The sequence below is a fragment of the Methylobacterium komagatae genome (genome assembly GCF_042661665.1).
In the GTDB taxonomy this organism is placed as follows: Bacteria; Pseudomonadota; Alphaproteobacteria; order Rhizobiales; family Beijerinckiaceae; genus Methylobacterium; species Methylobacterium komagatae.
This window is the reverse complement of record NZ_JBHSWN010000001.1, coordinates 3,455,411-3,476,057: the sequence shown is the minus strand read 5'-3', so window position 1 is coordinate 3,476,057 and position 20,647 is coordinate 3,455,411. Positions and strand designations below refer to the sequence as shown.

Annotated in this window: 20 protein-coding genes; 9 read left to right on the top strand and 11 right to left on the bottom strand. The window is 69.0% G+C overall.

The window, feature by feature from the left end:
* Positions 1-32 precede the first annotated feature (32 nt).
* On the top strand, positions 33-209 hold the full coding sequence (locus tag ACFQE0_RS17345; RefSeq protein WP_378971864.1) for a hypothetical protein: 177 nt from the start codon (positions 33-35) through the stop codon (positions 207-209).
* On the opposite strand, the gene ACFQE0_RS17340 is transcribed toward ACFQE0_RS17345, so the two are convergent.
* From ACFQE0_RS17340 to ACFQE0_RS17330, 3 genes are all read right to left on the bottom strand, one after another.
* On the bottom strand, positions 206-1,072 hold the full coding sequence (locus tag ACFQE0_RS17340; RefSeq protein WP_378971862.1) for an amidohydrolase family protein: 867 nt from the start codon (positions 1,070-1,072) through the stop codon (positions 206-208). The genes ACFQE0_RS17345 and ACFQE0_RS17340 overlap by 4 nt on opposite strands.
* 2 nt (positions 1,073-1,074) lie before the next feature.
* Positions 1,075-2,379: an MFS transporter gene (locus ACFQE0_RS17335; protein ID WP_378971860.1), complete on the bottom strand. Its 1,305-nt coding sequence runs from the start codon at positions 2,377-2,379 to the stop codon at positions 1,075-1,077.
* Between the two features lie 128 nt (positions 2,380-2,507).
* Complete coding sequence (locus ACFQE0_RS17330; RefSeq protein WP_378971858.1) at positions 2,508-2,990, bottom strand: hypothetical protein; 483 nt, start codon at positions 2,988-2,990, stop codon at positions 2,508-2,510.
* Positions 2,991-3,187: 197 nt separating this feature from the next.
* On the opposite strand from ACFQE0_RS17330, the gene ACFQE0_RS17325 reads away from it, so the two are divergent.
* Entirely contained in the window at positions 3,188-3,943 is a 756-nt protein-coding gene (locus tag ACFQE0_RS17325) for a phosphodiester glycosidase family protein (RefSeq protein ID WP_378971856.1), read from the top strand.
* A 1-nt stretch (position 3,944) separates the two neighbouring features.
* Here ACFQE0_RS17325 and ACFQE0_RS17320 read toward each other — a convergent pair whose 3' ends face one another.
* Positions 3,945-5,063, bottom strand: coding sequence for an NADH:flavin oxidoreductase/NADH oxidase (locus ACFQE0_RS17320; RefSeq protein ID WP_378971854.1), 1,119 nt, complete (start codon positions 5,061-5,063; stop codon positions 3,945-3,947).
* 171 nt (positions 5,064-5,234) lie between these two features.
* On the opposite strand from ACFQE0_RS17320, the gene ACFQE0_RS17315 reads away from it, so the two are divergent.
* The gene (locus tag ACFQE0_RS17315) at positions 5,235-5,675 is read left to right on the top strand and encodes a hypothetical protein (RefSeq protein ID WP_378971852.1); all 441 of its coding nucleotides are present in this window, start codon (positions 5,235-5,237) and stop codon (positions 5,673-5,675) included.
* Positions 5,676-5,678: 3 nt separating this feature from the next.
* Here ACFQE0_RS17315 and ACFQE0_RS17310 read toward each other — a convergent pair whose 3' ends face one another.
* Entirely contained in the window at positions 5,679-7,595 is a 1,917-nt protein-coding gene (locus ACFQE0_RS17310; RefSeq protein ID WP_378971850.1) for a propionyl-CoA synthetase, read from the bottom strand.
* Between the two features lie 197 nt (positions 7,596-7,792).
* Positions 7,793-7,972 carry a YdcH family protein gene (locus ACFQE0_RS17305; RefSeq protein ID WP_378971848.1) on the bottom strand — a complete coding sequence of 60 codons (180 nt, stop codon included), beginning with the start codon at positions 7,970-7,972 and terminating at the stop codon, positions 7,793-7,795.
* Between the two features lie 173 nt (positions 7,973-8,145).
* Here ACFQE0_RS17305 and ACFQE0_RS17300 point away from each other — a divergent pair, with 173 nt between their 5' ends.
* The 4 genes from ACFQE0_RS17300 (at position 8,146) to ACFQE0_RS17285 (ending at position 11,186) form a co-directional block, all read left to right on the top strand.
* Positions 8,146-8,364, top strand: coding sequence for a YdcH family protein (locus ACFQE0_RS17300; RefSeq protein WP_378975542.1), 219 nt, complete (start codon positions 8,146-8,148; stop codon positions 8,362-8,364).
* Positions 8,365-8,442: 78 nt separating this feature from the next.
* The gene (gene purE, locus ACFQE0_RS17295) at positions 8,443-8,937 is read left to right on the top strand and encodes a 5-(carboxyamino)imidazole ribonucleotide mutase (RefSeq protein ID WP_378971846.1); all 495 of its coding nucleotides are present in this window, start codon (positions 8,443-8,445) and stop codon (positions 8,935-8,937) included.
* The gene (locus ACFQE0_RS17290; protein WP_378971844.1) at positions 8,934-10,028 is read left to right on the top strand and encodes a 5-(carboxyamino)imidazole ribonucleotide synthase; all 1,095 of its coding nucleotides are present in this window, start codon (positions 8,934-8,936) and stop codon (positions 10,026-10,028) included. Before purE ends, ACFQE0_RS17290 begins: the two co-directional genes overlap by 4 nt.
* 285 nt (positions 10,029-10,313) lie before the next feature.
* The gene (locus ACFQE0_RS17285; protein ID WP_378971842.1) at positions 10,314-11,186 is read left to right on the top strand and encodes a tetratricopeptide repeat protein; all 873 of its coding nucleotides are present in this window, start codon (positions 10,314-10,316) and stop codon (positions 11,184-11,186) included.
* Here the strand turns inward: ACFQE0_RS17285 and ACFQE0_RS17280 are convergent.
* Complete coding sequence (locus ACFQE0_RS17280) at positions 11,179-12,510, bottom strand: 3-hydroxyacyl-CoA dehydrogenase (protein WP_378971840.1); 1,332 nt, start codon at positions 12,508-12,510, stop codon at positions 11,179-11,181. The two genes, ACFQE0_RS17285 and ACFQE0_RS17280, sit on opposite strands and share 8 nt — an antisense overlap.
* Before the next feature lie 388 nt (positions 12,511-12,898).
* Here ACFQE0_RS17280 and ACFQE0_RS17275 point away from each other — a divergent pair, with 388 nt between their 5' ends.
* Positions 12,899-13,795, top strand: a complete 897-nt coding sequence (locus ACFQE0_RS17275) for an NAD(P)H-dependent flavin oxidoreductase (protein ID WP_378975540.1) — start codon at positions 12,899-12,901, stop codon at positions 13,793-13,795.
* Positions 13,796-13,834: 39 nt separating this feature from the next.
* On the opposite strand, the gene ACFQE0_RS17270 is transcribed toward ACFQE0_RS17275, so the two are convergent.
* Positions 13,835-15,025 carry a complex I NDUFA9 subunit family protein gene (locus tag ACFQE0_RS17270; protein ID WP_378975538.1) on the bottom strand — a complete coding sequence of 397 codons (1,191 nt, stop codon included), beginning with the start codon at positions 15,023-15,025 and terminating at the stop codon, positions 13,835-13,837.
* A gap of 206 nt (positions 15,026-15,231) precedes the next feature.
* Between ACFQE0_RS17270 and ACFQE0_RS17265 the strand changes: the two genes are divergently transcribed.
* Positions 15,232-15,414: a hypothetical protein gene (locus tag ACFQE0_RS17265; RefSeq protein ID WP_378971838.1), complete on the top strand. Its 183-nt coding sequence runs from the start codon at positions 15,232-15,234 to the stop codon at positions 15,412-15,414.
* Between the two features lie 15 nt (positions 15,415-15,429).
* Here the strand turns inward: ACFQE0_RS17265 and ACFQE0_RS17260 are convergent, their stop codons facing one another.
* From ACFQE0_RS17260 to ACFQE0_RS17250, 3 genes are all read right to left on the bottom strand, one after another.
* Positions 15,430-16,362: an MBL fold metallo-hydrolase gene (locus ACFQE0_RS17260; protein ID WP_378975536.1), complete on the bottom strand. Its 933-nt coding sequence runs from the start codon at positions 16,360-16,362 to the stop codon at positions 15,430-15,432.
* A gap of 269 nt (positions 16,363-16,631) precedes the next feature.
* A complete protein-coding gene (locus ACFQE0_RS17255) occupies positions 16,632-17,792 on the bottom strand; it encodes a L,D-transpeptidase family protein (RefSeq protein WP_378971836.1) in 1,161 nt (386 codons plus the stop codon).
* 112 nt (positions 17,793-17,904) lie between these two features.
* The gene (locus ACFQE0_RS17250) at positions 17,905-20,484 is read right to left on the bottom strand and encodes an ABC transporter ATP-binding protein (protein ID WP_378971834.1); all 2,580 of its coding nucleotides are present in this window, start codon (positions 20,482-20,484) and stop codon (positions 17,905-17,907) included.
* Positions 20,485-20,647 lie beyond the last annotated feature (163 nt).

Here is a 20,647-nt window from a genome sequence, read left to right as displayed (position 1 = left end):
CTTCCCTCGCCTGATCCGGAAGAGGGCATCGCATGAGCGAGACGGGGGATACCTTCAAGAAGGCGCCGAAGCGCAAGCCGAGCAAGGGCAAGAGCATCGCCGTCTCGCCGGAGATGCGTGAGGCCTATGCCGCGTTGATCCGCGAGCGGGCGGAGAAGGAGGAGGCCTATGGCCGCCACCTGCCCCAGGACGAGACCCGGCGGCGCTAGAAACCGTAGAGCCGCTTCGGGTTGTCCACGAACAGCATCCGGCGGCGTTCCTCGTCCGGCACCCAGTCGGCCATCAGGTCGAGGAGCCCCGTGATCTTCGGCGGCCCGTCCCAGGCGGCGACATGCGGCCAGTCCGAGCCCCAGAGGCAGCGTTCCGGCGCGGCCTCGTTGAGGGCGCGGGCGAAGGGGATCGTGTCCGTGTAGGGTGGCCCCTCGGTCGAGACGCGGAAGGCGCCCGAGAGCTTCACGTAGGCGCCATCCCTCACCAGCCCGAGCAAGGTCTGGAAGCCTCGATGCGCCACGCTGGCCGAGGCCGGCATGTGGCCCATATGGTCGAAGACCAGGGGCACCGGCAGCCGCGCCATCGCGCCCGCCATCTCCGGCAGGTGGCGGGCATCGAGCAGGAATTGCAGGTGCCAGCCCATCTCGCGGGCGAGCGCGCCGTAATTCTCCAACTGGTCGAGCCCGACACCGCCGCCGAACAGCACGTTGAGCCTCAGCCCCATGACGCCCGCTTCCTTCAGGGCGATGAGGTCGCGCTCGGGCAAGCCCAGCGGGATGACCGCGATGCCGCGCAGGCGCTGCCGGTTCGCCCGCAGCGTCTCGACCATCAGGCGGTTGTCGGTGCCATGGACGCTCACCTGCACGAGGACGCCGTGGGCCATGCCCGTGGCGTCGAGCATGGCGAGATAGCGCTCGGCGGGGGCCTCGGGCGGGGTGTAGCTCCGCTCCGAGACGATGGGATAGGCGGGTGGAAGGCCGATGACGTGGGCGTGGGTATCGACCGCGCCCGGCGGCACCGCGTAGCGCGTCGGGCCGCCGGGATGCGGATCGGGAGCGGGGCAGTCGCGGATCTGGCTCATGCTCAGGTATCCGCGTGCAGGACGCGGCCCCGCGTCTCGGGCAGGGCGAAGGCCGCGATGAAGAACAGCCCGTAGGCGATGACCGCGAACAGGGCGATGGCGCTGGCGAGCCCGACCCGCTCGGACAGGTAGCCGACGAGGGCGGGGAACAGGGCGCCGATGCCGCGTCCGAAATTGTAGCAGAAGCCCTGCCCCGAGCCGCGCAGACGGGTGGGGTAGAGTTCGGTGAGGAAGGCGCCCATGCCTGAGAAATAGCCCGAGGCGAAGAAGCCGAGGGGGAAGCCGAGCACCCAGAGCACGCCGTTCGAAAGCGGCAATTGCGTGTAGGCGATGATGACCGCGATGGCGCCGACGGAAAAGATCAAGAAGAGCGGACGCCGCCCGAGCTTGTCGGCCAGCCACGCGCCGACGAGGTAGCCCGTGAACGAGCCGATGATCAGCGCGGCAAGGTAACCCGTCGAGGAGACGATGGAGAGGTGACGCTCGGTGGTCAGGAAGCGCGGCACCCAGGTCGTGATGGCGTAGTAGCCGCCCTGGCAACCCGCCGCCGCCAGCGAGGCGAGGATGGTTGTGCCGAGGATCGGGCCAGAAAAGATCTCCCACAGCTTCGGCCGGTCGCCGGTCGCGGCGGCGGCAGCGCGGGTGCGGGCGGCGACCTCGGGCTCCTTCACGTGGCGGCGCAGATAGAAGACGAGGAGCGCGGGCAGCGCGCCCACGGCGAACATCCATCGCCACGCAGTCTCGGGGGGCAGCGCTGAGAACAGGATCGCCTGCGACAGCACGGCGAGCCCCCAGCCGATGGCCCAGCCGGATTGCACCGAGCCCACCGCCCGGCCCCGGTACTCGGCGCGGATCGTCTCGCCGATCAGCACGGCGCCCGCCGCCCATTCGCCGCCGAAGCCGAGGCCGAGCAGCGCGCGGGCCACGAGCAATTGCTCGAAGTTCTGCACGAAGGCGCAGACGAGAGAGAAGAACGAGAACCACAGGATGGTGATTTGCAGGGTCAGAACCCGGCCGATGCGGTCGGCCATGAAGCCCGCGATCCAGCCGCCCAGCGCCGAGGCCAGCAGGGTCACGGTGGCAGCGAGGCCCGCCGTGCCGGGGTCGACCTTCCACAGCGCGATGATCGTGCCGATCACCAGCGGGTAGATCATGAAGTCCATGCCATCGAGGCACCAGCCCGCCGCGCAGGCCCAGAAGGTGTGCCGCTCCGGCGTCGTCATGGACCGGTAGAAGGCCGTCAGACTCGCATCGCGAATCTCGACCGCATCGGGCGTCGCTGCACCCCGTCCGCCGGTTGTATCCATGATTCACTCCCCTTTTTGGGGAGTATCGGCCCGGTCGTGCGCCCTGTGCAACGCTTGCTTGCGCACTTCCGCAACAAAAGGGCCGCCCTCGCGGGCAGCCCCTTGTCGTCGCGACCGGAAACCCGGCCTCAGTAGCAGCGCTCGACCAGTACGCGGCGATAGCCGTAGGGGGTCCAACGCACGCGCGGAACGGTCACGCACTCGCCGCCGTAGCCGTAGCCACCGCCGTAATAGCCGACCGGGGCGTAGCCGTAGCCGCCATAGCCGCCGTAGCCGTAACCGGGATAGCCATAGCCGTAGCCGCCATAGAGGCTGCCCGCCGCGAGGCCGACGCCGAAGCCGGCGAGACCCAGGCCGATGCCGCGGCCATAGCCGCCGCGATAGCCGTAGCCGCCGCCGCGCCAACCGCCGTAACCGCCGCGCCAGCCGCCACCGAAGCCTGCGCCCCGGAAGCCCGCGCCGCGGAAGCCGCCACCGTGGAATCCGCCGAAGCCACCACCGTGGAAGCCGCCGCCATGAAACCCGCCGAAGCCGCGGGCCTCGGCGCTGACTGGCGCGAGCGCCAGGGCGCCAGCCGCAAGAAGCGCAGAACCGAGCACTGCACCCTTCATCTCACGTCTCCAAACTGAACGATGCCCCATCACAGGCGAAACGTATGAGCCGGGAAAGGGTTCGTGCTGGCTGCGCGTCAGGCGGTCACGGTCTCGTGCAGCGTGAGACCAAGCTGGGAGCATCTTGCGCCATTCCCGCCATTTTTCGAAAGCACAGGGCGCGACCAGAACGGCAGAAAGACGATGGTGCCGAGGTGATGATGCGTTCGATCCTCTCCCGCTGGGCCGGTGCGGCCGCCTTCGTCATCGCCATCTCTCCGGCGGCCCGGGCCGCCCCGGATTCCGCCGAGCCCTGCAGGGCCGTCGAGGCGCAGGGGGAAAGCTTCACGGTCTGCACCATCGATCTGCGGCGGCGCAGCCTGAAGCTGTTCTGGCGCCGCCCGGACGGGCAGGCCTACGCGTCCCTTTCGGCTCTCGCCGAGGCGCAGGGGCCGAAACTCTCCTTCGCCATGAATGGCGGCATGTACGACAAGGATCAGGCGCCGGTCGGGCTCTATGTCGAGGACGGGCGCGAGTTGCATTCGCTCTCGACAGCGGATGGGCCGGGTAACTTCCACCTGAAGCCGAACGGCGTCTTCTATGTGAAGGGGGATCGCGCCGGGGTGCTCGATACCGGGCATTACGCCAAGGCCCGGCTCAAGCCGGATTTCGCGACGCAATCGGGGCCGATGCTGGTGATCGACGGGCACATCCACCCGAAGATTTCCGCCGATGGGCCGTCGCAGAAGATCCGCAACGGCGTCGGCACCCGCGATGGCGGGCATGTGGCGGTCTTCGCCATTTCCGAGCGACCGGTGAGCTTCGGCGCCTTCGCCCGCCTGTTCCGGGACGATCTGGGCTGCCGCAACGCCCTGTTCCTCGATGGCTCGGTGTCGAGCCTCTACGCGCCGAACCTCAACCGCTCCGATATCGGACGCCCCCTCGGGCCGCTGATCGGAGCGGTGGCGAAGTAGGCTACCGCTGGCCGAAGGACGTGTCCTTGAACAGGTCCTTCAGGTGGTGCGGCTGCGAGCGCCAGTATTGCTTGGGGGCATGCACCCGCGCGCCGAGTTCCGCCGCCGCGTGCCAGGGCCAGCGTGGGTTGTAGAGCATGGCGCGGGCGAGCGAGATCGCATCCGCCTTGCCCTCGGCAAGGATGTCCTCCGCTTGGCGCGGCTCGGTGATCAGCCCGACGGCGATGGTAACAAGGCCGGTCTCGGCCTTGATCCGCTCGGCATAGGGCACCTGATAGCCCGGCCCGAGCTTGATCGATTGCTTGGGCGAGACGCCGCCCGTGGAGACGTGGATCGCTGGCGAGCCCGCCTGCTTGAGCATCCGCGCGAGTTCGACCGTCTCCTCGATGTCCCAGCCCTCCTCGACCCAGTCCGTGGCCGAGACGCGCAGCCAGACCGGCGAGCCGGACGGGACGACCTGCCGGACCGCGTCGTAGACTTCCATGGGGAAGCGCATGCGGTTGGCGAGGCTGCCGCCGTAGGAATCGGTACGCTTATTGGCGATGGGTGAGAGGAACTGATGGAGCAGGTAGCCGTGCGCGGCATGCAACTCCACCGCCTCGATGCCGAGGCGCACCGCGCGCTTGGCCGTGGTGACGAACTCCTCGCGCACCCGCTTCAGATCGGCGTCGCCGAGGGCGTGTGGCGGCACCTCTCCCTCGCCATGGGCCACGGCCGACGGCGCTTCCGTGCGCCAGCCATAGGGGTGCTCCGGCGGGATCTGTTTGCCGCCCGCCCAGGGGGCATCGCTCGACGCCTTGCGCCCGGCATGGGCGATCTGGATGCAGACCGGGATCGGCGCGTATTCCCGCACCGCGCCGAGCACGCGGGCCAGGGCTCGCTCGCAACCGTCATTGTAGAGGCCGAGATCCCAGGCGGTGATGCGGGCCTCCGGTGAGATGGCGGTGGCCTCCAGCGTCAGCAGGCCCGCGCCCGACATGGCGAGCTGCCCGAGATGCATCATGTGCCAGTCGGTCGCTTCCCCATCGCGCGCCGAGTATTGGCACATCGGCGCAATGAGGATCCGGTTCTCCAGCGTGAGGGAATCCAGGGTCAGTGTCTCGAACAGGCGTGCGGTCATCGGGGCCTCCGGTACGGGGACAATCTGGGGCGGGTATGGGGTGCGGCCAAGCGGAACCCGCCCCATCCGGTGGGGAACCCCACCCCACGACCTTCCGTTTTGCCCTCGTCGCCGCAATGCGGCGGCCGAAGCGAGCCGCCTGAGGGGGCGAGATCGCCCGAGGTCCCGACCATGATTCTCACCAGACTTGCCGCCCCGATCATCTTCGTCGCCGGTTGCGCCGCCTTCGCCGGTGCGTCCCAGGCGCAGCCCGCCGCCTTCGGTGGCCCGAAGATGCTGATCCACGGAAACTATTGCGGGCCGGGCAACAACGCTCCGCTGCCGCCGATCGACGCCCTCGACGCGGCCTGCGCCCGGCACGATGCCTGCACCCCCCAGGGCGGGTTGCCGTCGCGCGCATGCAATCTGCGCCTGCAACGCGAGGCCGAGATGATCTCTCGCGATCCGCGCATTCCTGAAAAGGAGCGCGCCATGGCCGGGATGATCGCCATCGGCGCGGGCGCCATCCCGACGAGCCCCGACGTCGCCCCGGTGTCGACAGGCTCGATCGGACGCGCGGCCACGCCCGACGTCACCATCACCCTGCCGGGCGACGACGACGGCGACGAGTAGGGCTCAGGCCCCTCCGATCCCGCGGTCCTTGAGGCTGCTGCCGATCTCATCGAGGACGCTCGCGTCATCGATGGTCGCCGGCATCGTCCAGGGCTCATCATCGGCGATGCGCTTCATCGTGGCGCGCAGGATCTTGCCCGAGCGGGTCTTGGGCAGGCGCGGCACGGTGAGCGCCAGCTTGAATGCCGCCACCGGTCCGATCTCCTCACGGACCTTGGCGACGAGTTCGCGCTCGATCTCCGCAGGATCGCGGGACACACGGGCCTTGAGTACGACGAAACCGCAGGGCACCTCGCCCTTCAGGGTGTCGCGGATGCCGATCACCGCGCATTCCGCGACGTCCGGATGGGCAGACAACACCGCCTCCATCCCGCCCGTCGAGAGCCGATGCCCGGCGACGTTGATGATGTCGTCGGTGCGTCCGAGCACGGTGATGTAGCCGTCATCATCAATGATGCCCGCATCCGACGTGTCGTAATAGCCGGGGAAGGTGGAGAGGTAGCTCTCCCGCATCCGCTGGTCCGAGCCCCACAGCGTCGGCAGGCAGGCGGGCGGCAGGGGCAGCCGGATGGCGATGGTGCCCATCGTGCCGCGCGGCACCTCCTTGCCTCCCTCGTCGAGGATGCGCACGTCGTAGCCCGGCATCGGCACGCAGGTGCTGCCATGCTTCACCGGCAGGAGACCGAGCCCGATCGGGTTGCCCGCGATCGGCCAGCCCGTTTCCGTCTGCCACCAATGGTCGATGACCGGCCGGTCCAGAACCCGCTCGGCCCAGGCCACGGAATCGGGGTCCGCCCGCTCGCCTGCCAGGAACAGGGAGCGGAAGGACGAAAGATCGTAATCGCCGACCAGCTCGCCCTGCGGATCCTCCTTCTTGATCGCGCGCAGAGCGGTCGGGGCCGTGAACAGGCACACCACTTTGTGCTCGGCCAGCACGCGCCAGAAGGCGCCCGCATCCGGCGTGCCCACCGGCTTGCCCTCGTAGAGAACCGAGGTGCAGCCGTGCAGGAGCGGCGCGTAGACGATGTAGCAGTGGCCGACGACCCAGCCGATGTCGGAGGCGCAGAAATAGGTCTCGCCCGGCGCGACGCCGTAGAGATTCGGCATCGACCATGCGAGCGCCACGAGATAGCCGCCCGTGTCGCGCACGACGCCCTTCGGCTTGCCCGTCGTGCCCGAAGTGTACAGGACGTAGAGCGGATCGGTGGCGTCGACGCTCACGCATTCCGCCGTGGCGCCCTTCGCCTTCGCGGCGGCGATGGTCTCGGCCCAGTCCCGGTCCCGCTCCGGCGTCAGCGCCGCCGCACATTGCGGGCGCTGGAGGATCAGGCAGGCACCGGGCTTGTGCGCCGAGGCGGCGATGGCCGCGTCGAGCAGTGGCTTATAGGCCACCACGCGGTTCGGCTCGATGCCGCAGGAGGCGGCGAGGACGACCTTCGGCTGCGCGTCTTCGATGCGTTTGGCGAGTTCGTTGGCCGCGAAGCCTCCGAACACCACCGAGTGCACCGCCCCGAGCCGGGCGCAGGCAAGCATCCCGAACAGCGCCTCGGGCACCATCGGCATGTAGAGCACCACGCGGTCGCCCTTGCCGACGCCGAGATCCCTCAGCACGGCGGCGAGCGTCGCGACCTCGTCGCGCAAGTCGCCATAGGTGATGGCGCGCTTCGTGCCGCTGACGGGCGAATCGTAGACGATGGCGTTCTGGTCGCGGCGGTCGCTGTCGGCGTGCCGGTCCACGGCGTTGTAGCAGGCGTTGAGCCGTCCATCCGGAAACCAGCGGCCGTAGGGACCCTGGCCCGGGTCGAAGGCACGCTTTGGCGCACGGTCCCAGTGGAGTGCCCCGGCCGCACCGAGCCAGAACGTCTCGGGATCGCGCATGGAGGCCGCATGGGTCTCAGCGTAGCGGCTGGCTGTCGTCATCGATTCGGCGCTTCCTCGCGGCCCGCTCTCCGGCGGTGGCGTGAAGGTAGCTGATTCGGCCGCTCGGGGGAGTCAAGCGAGGCTCGTCCCTTTGGGCAGTCAGGCTGTCGCCGCCGTCATTGGCTTGCCGGTCGCCCGAAACGAAAAACCGCGCCGCCCGTGAGGACGACGCGGCCTTTCGCGATGTCTGGGAAATGTCAGTGCAGGGTGCCGTTGGCCTGCAGCCGGTTCATCTCGTCCTTGAGATGAAGTTTTCGGCGTTTGAGTTCGGCAATATGCTGGTCGCTAGACGAGGGCTTGTGGATGGCCTCCTGAATCTCACGCTCGAGGGCTTCGTGCTTCCGGGCGAGTTGGCTCAGATGCGTCTGCAGCGACATGAGGCGAATCTCCTGTCATCGTTCTGACACCGTCAGACTGGCACAGGTTCGCGCACCTGTCGAAGCGTTTTCGCTGGGCATCCTTTCACAAGGGTTGTACCCATCGCTTGCTCCCCGCTGAGGCGTGACGCATGCTTCTGACCTTCGAAGGGTGTACGGTTTCCCAGGGCGTGATGGCGGCTGAGTCGGGTGACAACGGACAGGCTGACCTCGAGTCCGAGCTGGCCCGCCTCCGCGAGGAACATCGCGATCTCGACAGCGCCATCGACGCGCTGGAGCGGAGCGTGGCCGGAGACCAACTCCAGATCCAGCGCCTGAAGAAGCGCAAGCTCACCCTGCGCGACCGCATTTCCTACATCGAGGACATGCTGACGCCGGATATCATCGCCTGAAGGCGGTGGGTTCGCGTATCCCACGCCTTGCGATCCGCGATCCGCGCGGTTAAGCGCCCTCTTTTGCTGGAACCACGCATGTCGGCGCCTCCCGTCGCGATCATCATGGGCAGCCAGTCGGACTGGGCGACCATGATCCATGCCGCGCAGACCCTCGATGCGCTGGCCGTGCCCTACGATGCCCGCATCGTCTCGGCGCACCGCACGCCGGACCGGCTCGTAGCCTTCGCCAAGGGCGCCCGTGACGCGGGCTTCAAGGTGGTGATTGCGGGCGCGGGCGGGGCGGCGCACCTGCCGGGCATGGCCGCGTCCATGACGAGCCTGCCGGTTTTCGGCGTGCCGGTGGAATCGAAGGCCCTTTCGGGTCAGGACAGCCTTCTTTCCATCGTGCAGATGCCTGCGGGCGTGCCGGTGGGCACCCTGGCCATCGGCCGGGCGGGTGCGGTCAATGCGGCGTTGCTGGCCGCGGCGGTGCTCGCTCTTTCGGACGAGGCCCTGGCGGGCCGCCTCGACGCGTGGCGCGCCGCGCAAACTTCCTCGGTGGCCGAACGGCCGGAGACTCAAGGACCGTGACGACACGTGCGATCGCCCCCGGCTCGGTGCTCGGGATCGTCGGTGGAGGCCAACTCGGCCGGATGATCGCCCTGGCGGCGGCGAACCACGGGCTCAAGGTCCATGTGTACGCGCCCGACGCGGACAGCCCGGCCTTCGACGTCGCCGCGCGCACGACCTGCGCCGCCTATGACGACGAAGCGGCGCTCGCCGCCTTCGCGGCTTCCGTCGATGTCGTGACCTACGAGTTCGAGAACATCCCCCGCGCGACCGCGGAGGTGCTGGCGCGCCACGCGCCGCTGCACCCCAACGCCGACGCCCTGGCCACCACGCAGGACCGGCTGTCGGAGAAGGAATTCATCAACCGCCTCGGCATCCCGACGGCGCCGTTCCAGGCGGTCGACACCCCCGACGACCTCGCGCGCGCGCTGGACGTCATCGGTCTGCCCGCCGTGCTCAAGACGCGGCGCTTCGGCTACGACGGCAAGGGCCAGCGGATGATCCGCGAACCCTTCGAGGGCGACCGGAACGCGATCTTCGCCGAGTTCGGCGGTGCGCCGCTGATTCTCGAGGGCTTCGTGCCGTTCGAGCGTGAGGTCTCCGTCGTGGCCGCGCGGGCGGCGGACGGGAGCTTCGCCGCCTTCGACCTTTGCGAGAACGAGCACCGCAACCACACCCTCGCCTTCACCCGCGTGCCCGCCCAGGGCGTTTCGCCGGAGACGGCCGAGGAGGCAATCCGCATCGCCCGCAGCATCGCGGACGCGCTCGATTATGTCGGCGTGCTGGCAGTGGAGATGTTCCTCGTGCGCGAGGGCGGGGAGCGCCTCGTGGTCAACGAGATCGCCCCGCGCGTCCACAATTCCGGCCACTGGACGATTGAGGGCGCCCTCTCCTCGCAGTTCGAGCAGCATGTGCGCGCCGTCTGCGGCTGGCCGCTTGGCAGCGCGGCCCGCACCGGCGGCCTACCGTGCGAGATGGAGAACCTGATCGGCGATCAGGTCGATGCATGGCGCGACCTGCTGGCCGAGCCCGGCGCGCATCTGCACCTTTACGGAAAGGGCGAGTCGCGCCCCGGCCGCAAGATGGGCCACGTGACCCGCCTCAAGGTCTGAATCGCGACCGGCCGCTGAGGCCGGTGTGCCACACCGGTCAACCCTCGAGGTCGCCGGAGCGGCGGATTTCGCGGGGCGGTGGCGCGGGCCATACCTTCGCCACATCCCGCCGCTTCCAACGATTGCAAGGTTCGCCCGGTCGTGATCGCGGCCCGGCTTAAGGGGGCATTCACCGCCTTGCGCGAATTTGCGCGCGGATTGCCGGAACCGGTCGCTGAGCGCCGGGGCGGACAGGGTTTTGGTCGGGGCACCGCGGGACAGGGTGGCTCCCGGGAGAATGGGGCGATGACGCAACGCAACGGGCTCGTTTCGAAGGCCGCGCTGGTCGGCGCGGCGGCGATCGCGGCTGCGGGGCTGGCGGGCTGCGAAACCGTGGGCTCCGCCGCGGGTGCGCGCCAGTACGCCGTCCTCGAGACGGATACGACGGGGGCTACGTCGAGCAACATCGCCTCCCTGTCGGAGGTCGTGCAGCGCAACCCCAATGACGCTGCCGCCTACACGACGCGCGGCGCCGCCTATGCCCGCGCAGGCCAGTTCAACGAAGCCATCGCCGACTTCACGAAGGCGATTCAGCTCGATCCGAATTCGGCTTCGGCCTACAACAACCGCGCGCTGGCGAGCCGCCAGATCGGCCGGGACTCGGCGTCCCTTCAGGACTTCTCGAAGGCCATCGCCATCGATCCGAATTATGGCCCGGCCTATATCGGCCGCGCCAATGTCGAGCGTGCGCAGGGCAACCTCGACGGTGCGCTCAGCGACCTTAACGTCGCGATCCGCCTGAGCCCGGAATCGGCCGAGGCGTATCACGCCCGCGGCCTCGTCAAGCAGAAGCAGGGGCTCGACACCCAGGCGATCGCCGATTTCGACGCCGCGATCGACCGCAACCCCTTCGTCTCGGCGCCCTACGCCGCGCGCGGCCAGAGCCTGATCGCCACGAACCAGTATCCGAAGGCGATCGAGGACTACAACGCGGCGCTCAACGTGAACAACAAGGACGCCACGTCCTGGGCCTATCGCGGCCTGGCTTACGAGAAGTCCGGCCAGCGCAAGGAGGCGTTGGAGAACTACCAGCGCGCTGCCGGCATCGATGCGAGCAACGCGGTCGCCAAGTCCGGCCTGTCGCGCCTCCAGGGCGGCCTCGGCTCCGTCTTCAACTGAAGCACCCGCCCTCGGCGGCGAGCCTCGCCAGGAGCGGGGCGGGCTTCAGGGTGTCGTCGCCGGTTGCGGCGGCGAACTGAAAGAGATCGGTGGCGATCCGGTCGAGGCCGATTTGGTCGGCCCAGTACATCGGGCCGCCCCGCCACGCCGGCCAATTGTAGCCATTGATCCAGATCGTATCGATGTCGCCGGGTCGCGCCGCGATGCCCTCCTCAAGGATGCGCGCGCCCTCGTTGACCATCGGGTACATCAGCCGCGCTACGATCTCGTCGGCGGTGAAGCTGCGCCGGGCGATGCCGTGTTCGGTGGCGATCCGCCCGATCAGCGCCTCGACCTCCGGGTCTCGCGTGCCGGTGCGAGCGCTGTCGGGATAGAGGTAGAACCCTCGCCCGGTCTTCTGGCCGTAGCGGCCCATCTCGGCGAGGGAATCCGCCACGGGTGCACGGCCTCCGAAATCTTTGCGCGACCGCCAGCCGATATCGAGCCCGGCGAGGTCACTCATGGCGAAGGGCCCCATACGGAAGCCGAACTCCGTCACCGCCGCGTCGATCTCATGCGGCAGGGCGCCTTCAAGGAGCAGGCGCTCGCCCGCCTGACTGCGCTTCTCCAGAATCCGGTTGCCGACGAAGCCGAAGCACACGCCCACCGCCACCGGAAGCTTGTTGAGCCGCCTGACGAGGTCGAGGGCGCTCGCCAGCGCATCAGGGGAGGTCTTCTCCGCGCGAACCACCTCCACGAGGCGCATCACATTGGCCGGGCTGAAGAAATGCATCCCGAGCACGTCCTGCGGCCGATCGGTGACGGCGGCGATGGCGTCCACGTCGAGATAGGAGGTGTTGGTGGCCAGGATCGCGCCGGGCTTCGCCACACGGCTTAGGTCGGAGAAGATCGTGCGCTTCACGCCCATCTCCTCGAACGCCGCCTCGATCACGATGTCGGCCTCCGCCGCATGGGCCAGACCGACCGCTCCGGTGATCCGGCTGATCCGCGCATCCCGCTCGGCCTCGGTGATCGAGCCGCGCTTGGCCGAGCCGGCATAAAGTCCCCGTACCCGGTTGAGCCCCTGTGCCAGGGCGCCCTGCTCGGTCTCAATGACCGTCACCGGGATGCCCGCATTGGCGAAGCACATCGCGATGCCGCCGCCCATCGTCCCGGCGCCGATGATCGCGGCGCGGCTGATATCCCGGCGGGGCGTGTCATTGGGCAGGCCCGGAACATCGGCGGCCTCGCGCTCGGCGGAGGTGGCGTGGCGCAACGCCTTCGAGCGCGGATCATCGCCCGCCTCCCGGTCGGCGGCGACACCGTGGTCGTCTCGCTCGCTCACGACATCCTCCCGTTCCGCTCAGCGGAATGTTGTTCTGCTTCAGCGCTATTGTGACCGCCAGACGGACCTTCGAACCGAGGGCTGAAGCAAGGGCGTAGAGGCCTATTGCAACGATGTCCTGCCCTGCGGAACATCGCAATGGCCTCGTTTGACAGGTCCGGCGGGGGCATGCGAACCAGCGTGCCGCCGCGAGACGGGACTCAACCCGCTGCGGAGCGAAGCGGTTGCGGGAAGCTCCCCGCAAGACCGAGGGAGAACGCCGCGTGACGTGCCGGATGAGAGTTTCGTGCCGCCCGATGCCGGGAGCCCGCTCGTGAGCGCCGCCGCCGAGAGCCGCCTTCCCCCGGTGCTGCGCGGGCGGCTTACCCTTCCGGTCATCGCCTCGCCGATGTTCATCGTCTCGGGGCCGGACCTCGTGATCGCGCAATGCCTTGCGGGTGTGGTCGGCTCGTTCCCGGCGCTCAATGCTCGGCCACAGGCGATGCTGGACGAGTGGCTGACGCGGATCAAAACCACGCTCGCCGACGCCCAGGCCGCCGACCCTGCGCGAAAGATCGCCCCCTTCGCGGTGAACCAGATCGTCCACGCCTCGAACGACCGGCTGGCACAGGATGTCGAGACCTGCGTCCGCCACGAGGTGCCGATCATCATCACCAGCTTGCGGGCGCCGGATGCGGTGATCAAGCCGGTCCATGCCTATGGCGGCGTGGTCTTCCATGACGTGGTCTCGGTACGCCATGCCGAGAAGGCGTTGGAAGCGGGCGTCGACGGGCTGATCCTCGTCTGTGCTGGGGCCGGTGGCCATGCCGGCACCCTTTCACCCTTCGCTCTCGTCTCCGAGGTTCGCCGCTTCTATGACGGGCCAATCATCCTGTCGGGTGCCATCGCAACGGGGTCTGCGATCCTCGCCGCCCAGGCCATGGGCGCCGACCTCGCCTATATGGGCACGCGCTTCATCGCCACGCAGGAGGCGAACGCGGCGCCGGGCTATCGCGAGATGATCGCGGGCTCCTCGGCCAACGACATCCTCTACACGCCCTGCTTCACCGGCGTGCCGGGCAATTACCTGATCCCGAGCATCGTCAAGGCTGGGCTCGATCCGAACGCGCTGCCCGAGCGCGACAAGACCGCGATGAATTTCGGGGGCGACAAGGTGAAGGCGTGGCGCGACGTCTGGGGCGCGGGCCAGGGCGTCGGCAGCATCACCGATGCCCCGCCGACGGCCGAACTCGTCGCGCGGCTGGCGCAGGAATACGCTCAGGCGAAAGGACGCCTCGCGGGCTGAACCCGCGAGGCTCCGGCTCTCTCGGAAAGGGTGTTGGGCTTAGCCCCGCGTCCCCCACCGCGATCCCATGCGGCTGCTGCCCGCATCGGCGCCGATAGCCGGGCCGGCGGCGCGCTCGGGGCGGTGCGTGGAAGGCGCGGCCCCCGGCGTCGGAGCCAGGAGATCGGGCACGCCGGCGAGAGATTCGTTGCCCCGCCCTTCGGCGAACTGGCCCGCCTTGCGGAAGGTCCAGAGGTAGCCCGGCACGACGGCCTCGGCGGCGGTGGGGACGATGCCCAGGCCCTCAATCGTCCGTCCCTCGGCCTTGGCCGAGTCCGACACCACGTTGTCGGTCTGAAGCAGGGTGACCTGATCGGTGGTGAGCTTCAGTTCGTCCGGTAGCATGCCGAGCGTCAGGGTGTTCACGACCTCCAGCACGCGCGCCTGGATCTTGGCGATGGGCAGCGGCAGATCCACCACGACACGGCTGCGCTGCGTCACCTTGAGCATGTAGCGCACGAGCCGGTCGAGGGTCGCGACCTCGGGGCCGCCGAGTTCGTAGACCTTGCCCGGGGCGGCCTGCCCATCCACGGCGCGGGCGATGGCCTCGGCCACGTCACCCACGAAGACCGGCTGGAACCGGGTTTGCGCCCCGGCGAGGGGCAGCACCGGCAGGGCGCGGGCGAGCCCGGCGAAACGGTTGAAGAAGCTGTCCCCCGGCCCGAAGATCAGCGAGGGGCGCATGATGATCGCGTCCGGGCAGGCGGCGAGAACCCGGGCCTCGCCATCGGCCTTGGTGCGGGCATAGGCCGAAGATGAGTTCGCGTCGGCACCGATGGCCGAGACCTGGATCATCCGGGCGCCGTTTGCGGCGGCGGCGCGGGCAATGGCTCCCGCCCCCTCGGCCTGGAGCTTGGCAAAGCGCTGCGGCCCGCTCTCCTGGAGGATGCCGACGAGGTTGATGACCACGTCGGACCGCTCGCAGGCGCGGGTGATTGAGTCCGGATAGCGAAGGTTGGCCTGCACGGCCACGATCTGCCCGACCTTGCCGAGGGGCTGTAGGAACAGGGCCAGATCCGGCCGCCGCACGGCGACGCGGATGCGGTAGCCGCGCTTGGCGAGGGCCCGGACGACATGGCGGCCGAGGAAGCCCGAACCGCCGAAGATCGTCACGAGCTGCGAGTCGGGGCGCCGCGCCGGACCGGCGGGGGTTCCCTGCTGGGATTCAGCTGTCGTCTCCTGGCCGGTCATCACCGTCGTCTCGGGCTCCTTGCAGTGCGGGAAGCCACTGCCGGGGCTTCCTTAGCCCAACCGGAGCCCGCAGGGGAGAGGCCCACGGCACGCGCGACGTTGTGAAGACGCGATCCGTCTCACATGGGAACAGGCGGACGGCCGAATCATTCCCCGGACAGTCCGGTTCGACAGTCCAACGACGGGGGACGCTTATGATACTCGGAATGTTCGCTTCGGCGCTCGTCGCCGTGTTCGGCCTGCTTGTGGCCCTCGGCCGGATCGGCCATCCCATCGACGCGCAGGCGGTTTCGCCCTTCGGGTGGAGCGTGCTGATCGTGGGAGCGGCCCTGTTCGGGCTCTGCGCCTTCCGGTGCTACACCAATCCGCCGGGCAATCACCCGGCCTAACGGAAGATCGTGGGGTCAGGCGACCCGGATCCGGCGAACGACGCCGGATGCCGGGCCGAGTGCGTCCGGCAGGTCGACCTGCTCGGCGCCCACCACCACCGATTGATGCTCGCGGGCGATGAACGCACTCGGCATCGCAGCCTTGAGATCGGCCTCCATAGCGTGGAGCATCGTATCGGAATGGGCCGGATGAAGATGGATGATCGCCAGCGCCTTCACGCCGGCAGCCTCCGCAAGCTCGACGCCCTTCTGCCACGTGGAATGGCCCCAGCCGCGGCAGGTCGGATATTCGCAATCCGTGAACATGCCGTCATAGACCATCAGGTCGGCGCCGGAGACGAACTCGGCGAGCGCCGGATCCGGCCACGGATCACGATGCTCGATGTCGCTGATGATGCACAGGCGTCGGCCATTGTGATCGAAGCGATAGCCCACCGAGCCCTGCGGATGATTCAGCAGGATCGTGTCGACGCGGGTTCCGTCCTCGAAAACCAGGGGCTCGCCCGCCTCGAACCCGTGATGGGTGAAGGTGCAGCGCAGATCGTTCAAGGTAACCGGGAAGAGCGGCGGGGCGAACAGGCGGTCGAGGGCCGCACCGGCCGACTCGCCGCCGAGATTGCCGCAATAGGTATGGATGGTCCTGTCGCAGTCGAGCACCGCCGGCTTGAAGAAGGGCAGGCCCGCTGTGTGATCGAGATGAAGGTGGCTGAACAGAAGATCGACTTCACGCGGCAAGTCGGCGCGATGATTCTGTCCAAAATTGTACAGTCCCGAACCGGCATCGATAACGAACAGACGTTCGCCGCAGCGGACTTCAAGGCACGGGGTGCTGCCGCCGAACTCGGCGTATTGGGGCCCGCTGACCGGCGTCGACCCGCGCACGCCCCAGAACCTGAGGACGAGGTCGTCTTTCGCGATGCCCGGAAGGGGCACGGGATCGTGGGACATGGTGATCACTTCGGACGAACCTATCCGATCGATCAAGATCGGATCCCCGTCGTCGTTCCAGAGAAAGTGGGCGAAGTCCGGTAGAAGCGCATTACAGGACTACCGTTTCGTCCCTGATGGACAATGAATTGGGGAATGAGACCGCGTCGCGATGTGCGAAGCCGCACATGGATGCGGGTCCGCCGCCCGGCTTCCCACAAAGCAGCCATGTCCGGAATGCCTGCGGCTAACGCTTTGCCGGAACAGGTTTTCGGGGCGTCCGGCACTCCTTAGAGCGGAGCCGCAAGAGCGAGAAGACCGGCACGATGGGCCGGTGGACCGTTCTCGCGATCAAGAGTGTCGCGCAGAAGCCTCGGCAGGCTGTCTGCATAGCGGACCGGGAACGGGTCCGACAGCCGGGCGAGGGAGTCACGCGGCTTCGCGTAAGGGGGCACGAACGGAGTCTGACCGGGCAGGGTCGAGGTGGCGATCCAGCCGGTCCAGACCGATTCGGGCACCGGGACCACCCGCCGCCGGGCGGGCATCACGACGACTTCCTGCGCGGCGAAGGCCAGGGCTTCGGGGCGGCTGATATCGCCCACCGCGCCGCCGCGCGAGACGTAGGCTGCCCAGAATGCGTTCTGCCCCCCATCCGAATAGGTGGTGCGGAGGGCGGGCATCGTCTCCGTGGCGGCGGCGATGCGCGCCTCTTCCATGGCATGACGCGTGACATAGGCCGCCTCGCGGCGCGGATCCTTCGACGGGGCGAAGGCGTAGCGCCCGCCGACGACCGAAACCTGCGGCTCCTCGCCGGTCGCCTCGAACCGATCCGAGCCTTCCTTCAGGTTCTGCCAGAAGGCGTAGTTCGGGTCGGCCCGGTGCTTGGCCATGTTCTCCACGGTCATGTGGAACGGAAAGGCCTGGAACTGAAAGGCCGCCTGCCCGCCCGCCAGGGCCTCGCGGGCGATGGCGTAGATCTCTTCCACCGTCCCGTTGGTCATGGCGAAGCAACCCATGGACGAGCAGATGCCGTGAACCATGATCGCCGAGCCGGTGCGGCCGTGCGCCCGGTCGTACTCGTTCGGGTAACCGACGTCGAAGGACAGGTGATAGCTGGAATTCGGGTTCATCTGGCGGCGTGCCACCGAATAGAACCCCTCCGGCACCTGCCGGTCGCCATTGCGCTGCTTCGGGCCGAGTTGGCCGGACCAGCGGCAGATCGGGAAAGACTTGATGAAGACGTAGCCCTTGGCGGCCTTCTTCCAGACTTCCAATTCCGATTCACGCTTGTAGGCGCGGAACACCACAGGGGCCGAGGCGCTGGTGCCCTTGGCCGCCATCAGCGCCAGCGTACCCGCCGGGATCGGGGCCGTCGCCTTGTCCTGCGCCGCCACGGCGGAGCCGAGGGCGAGGAGAACGAGGGCGGCGGCGAGGCATCTCCGGAGAGGCATGAACCGGGGCGGGATCCTGGGGCACGATGCGGGCCGACAGAAGCAGCATCATGCTTAACCGACTGTTAAGGCAGGCATCTTCGCCTCGCTTTGCGGCGCGCGTGAGGCCGGATCAGGCGGGTTCCGGCACGGCCTCCTCGTCACGCACGTCCTCCCGTGTCACGACGGTGTTGTTCTCCACCGGGATCACCGCGTCGAAGGGTTCGATCCCTTCGGGCACGTCCGCGCCGTGCAGGCAGACGATCAGCCCGCGCCCGGCGCGCAGGCGCCGCAGCCCCGCGATCCGCGTCGCGAAATCATCCGGCTGCCGGGCTTCCAGCACGCCCACCACCAGGATGTCGGGCTCGCGAGCGAGGCAGCGGATGAGTTCGATCGCGATGCGGTCGCGGGTGCCGATCGCCCCATCCGACAGGGCACCGCCGCCCGCCGGATCGACCGGGCTGTCGAGGCCACGGCGATAGACGGCGGCCTCCAGCCCCTCATCGGCGAGGAAGCGGCGGAGCAACGCCCTCACCCGCGGCTCGGCATTGGCCTCGCCGAGGCTAACCCGTCCGAAGAGCAGGTTCTCTTCGAGGCTCGCAGCGGGGTTGATCCGGGCCGGATCGTGGAACTCCACCGCCCCGGCGAGATGGGCGGGCAGCATCCGCGCGAAGGAGCGTCGGGCCTGGAGCAGGCGCTCCTCGAAGGCGGGATCGATCAGGCCGAAGCGGTGGCGGGTCTCGCTGTAGCGGAGCGCGAGGCCGATGAGCCGCTTCCGGTCGCGCTGGCCCGCCGGTCCCCGTCGCAGGGCGCTGGCGGAGGGCAGGCGCACCACGAGATCTTCGAAATAGCCTCGCTCGGCGGCTGGGAAGAGCGAGTAGGCGTCGAAGAGCGGATGGTCGTTGGGCAGTTCGGAAAAGATCTCGACCGTCATGGCGGCGACGGCGAGGCCGATCTCGGTGAGCGGCCGGACCAGATCCTCCGCTTCCAGCACGGCGCGCATGTAGGGATGGCGGGCGAGCCGACCGGGCGCGAAGGCCCCGCCGACCGGCGTGCCGAATAGGATGTTCTCGCCGACGCTCGCCTGATGATTGTAACGATCCGGGTCGAACGGCTCGATCAGACGGCCCGCGCCCTCTGCGGCCAGCGCCGCCTGCATGCCCCGCCGGGCGGCGACGATGGCGGCGCCGAGGTCGGTCTCGGCCTCCGAATCGAGGCGGCTTTCGAGGCCCCGGCTGTAGACGAACCCATCGAGCCCGGTGAGGCGGCACAGGCCGACCAGCGCGATGTCGTCCGGAGCCTTCGCCGGATGGGCGCCGTAGAGAAGGTTCTGCCGCAAAGTCCCTTCGACGAGGATCGCCTCGCCCCCCGCGAAGGCGATGCGCCTCGCGCGCTGGACGGGGTCGAGGGTCGCAAGGTCGAGACCCGCATAGGTCACGGTTCCGGCGGTCGGCTCGATCTGCCCGGCGAGCACCGCCGCCAGCACCCGGGCGCCGCTGCCCCGCCCGCCGGTGATCGCCACATGGCCCGGCATCGTCACCGCGACGTCGGCCCGCGCCAGACGCTCGCCGGTCGCCGAGTCGAAGGCGCCGACACCCTGCGCGGCGAGGAGCCCGCCTTCCGGCAGCCGCCGGGTGGTGTGGGGAGCGGCGCGCGAGCCCGTGCGCCCGTCGAGGGCCGCCAGGATGCGCGAGAGTTCGAGCAGGCGCGGCCTCACGCTCTGTCGGGTCAGCCACAGGCGCACGCAGGCACCCACGAGCCAGGCCGCCACGCCAAAAGCCCCTGCCGCCGCCGCGAGGTCGGCCGTGTCGACCGGAAGCGAAGCCGGTTGGCCGGGGGCGTTCGAGCGCCAAAGGGCGGTGCCGATGGCGAGCGCTGGCAGGATGGCCGCCAGCGCCACGGCCGGGCCGCGCGCATAGGCGAGGCGTGCTTCCGAGCGGGCGATCTTGGCGCGGTTCACCGCGACACGGGCGGTGATCCGCGCCATTTCGAGGGCGCCCGCCCCGTGGTTGCGCACGGCGGGCAGGCGCCGCACGAGGTCGCCGATCCCGGCCTCGATCCGGGCGGCGGTGCGCAGGCGCAGTTCCTGCCGCTCCCGCCCGCGACGGAGCATCAGCGCATCCGCGAGGCCCGCCGCCGCGAGGCCCACCGCTGCAGCCGGGACGAGACGGGGCGCGGCCAGGGTGGCGAATCCGAGCGCCAGCAGCACCGCGACGAGAGTCATGGCCGGTACGACGATGCCCGCCGCGAGCAGGCGTTCGGTGCGGCCCAGAACCTCGCCGATCAAGCGGGCAACGCCGCGAATGTCGTCGCGCCCGCCCGCCGGAGCGGTGATCACCGCCCGGATCACCCGCTCGCGCAAAGCATCCTGCGCGCGGTTCTGGGCGCGGAAGCACAGGGCGGCGACCAGCCAGCCCACCCCCGCCAGCGCCAGGGAGCAGACGGCGACGCCCAGGAACCCTGCGAGTTCGAGATGCTCGGGCGTCATCGGCCAGCCCGGCGCGAGCACCCATTCCCCCTTCGGAAGCGCTACCGTCATTCGCAGGAACGGCACGCTCGGCGCCTCGTCGCGAGGCATCACGCCGATCAGGTCACGCATGCAAAGGAGCGCGAGGGTGCAGAGCGGCGCGCCGATGCCCACTGCGACGGCGACGGCCGTGGCGTGCAGGCGCCGGGCGCTCCGCCATGTGATGCGCAGGGGATCGGTATCCATCGGGCCTTTCGCGGCGTGGGACGGCAGGGCGTCTTACACCCTTTCCGCACTCCTTTCGCGCCGGATCTGCTGACGGGCTGCCCCCCGCCCCCGTCATGACGAGCCGATGATTCCCGCAACAGTTGCACGTTTGGCCGCATTCCCGGGGCTGGCGGGGGTCCGG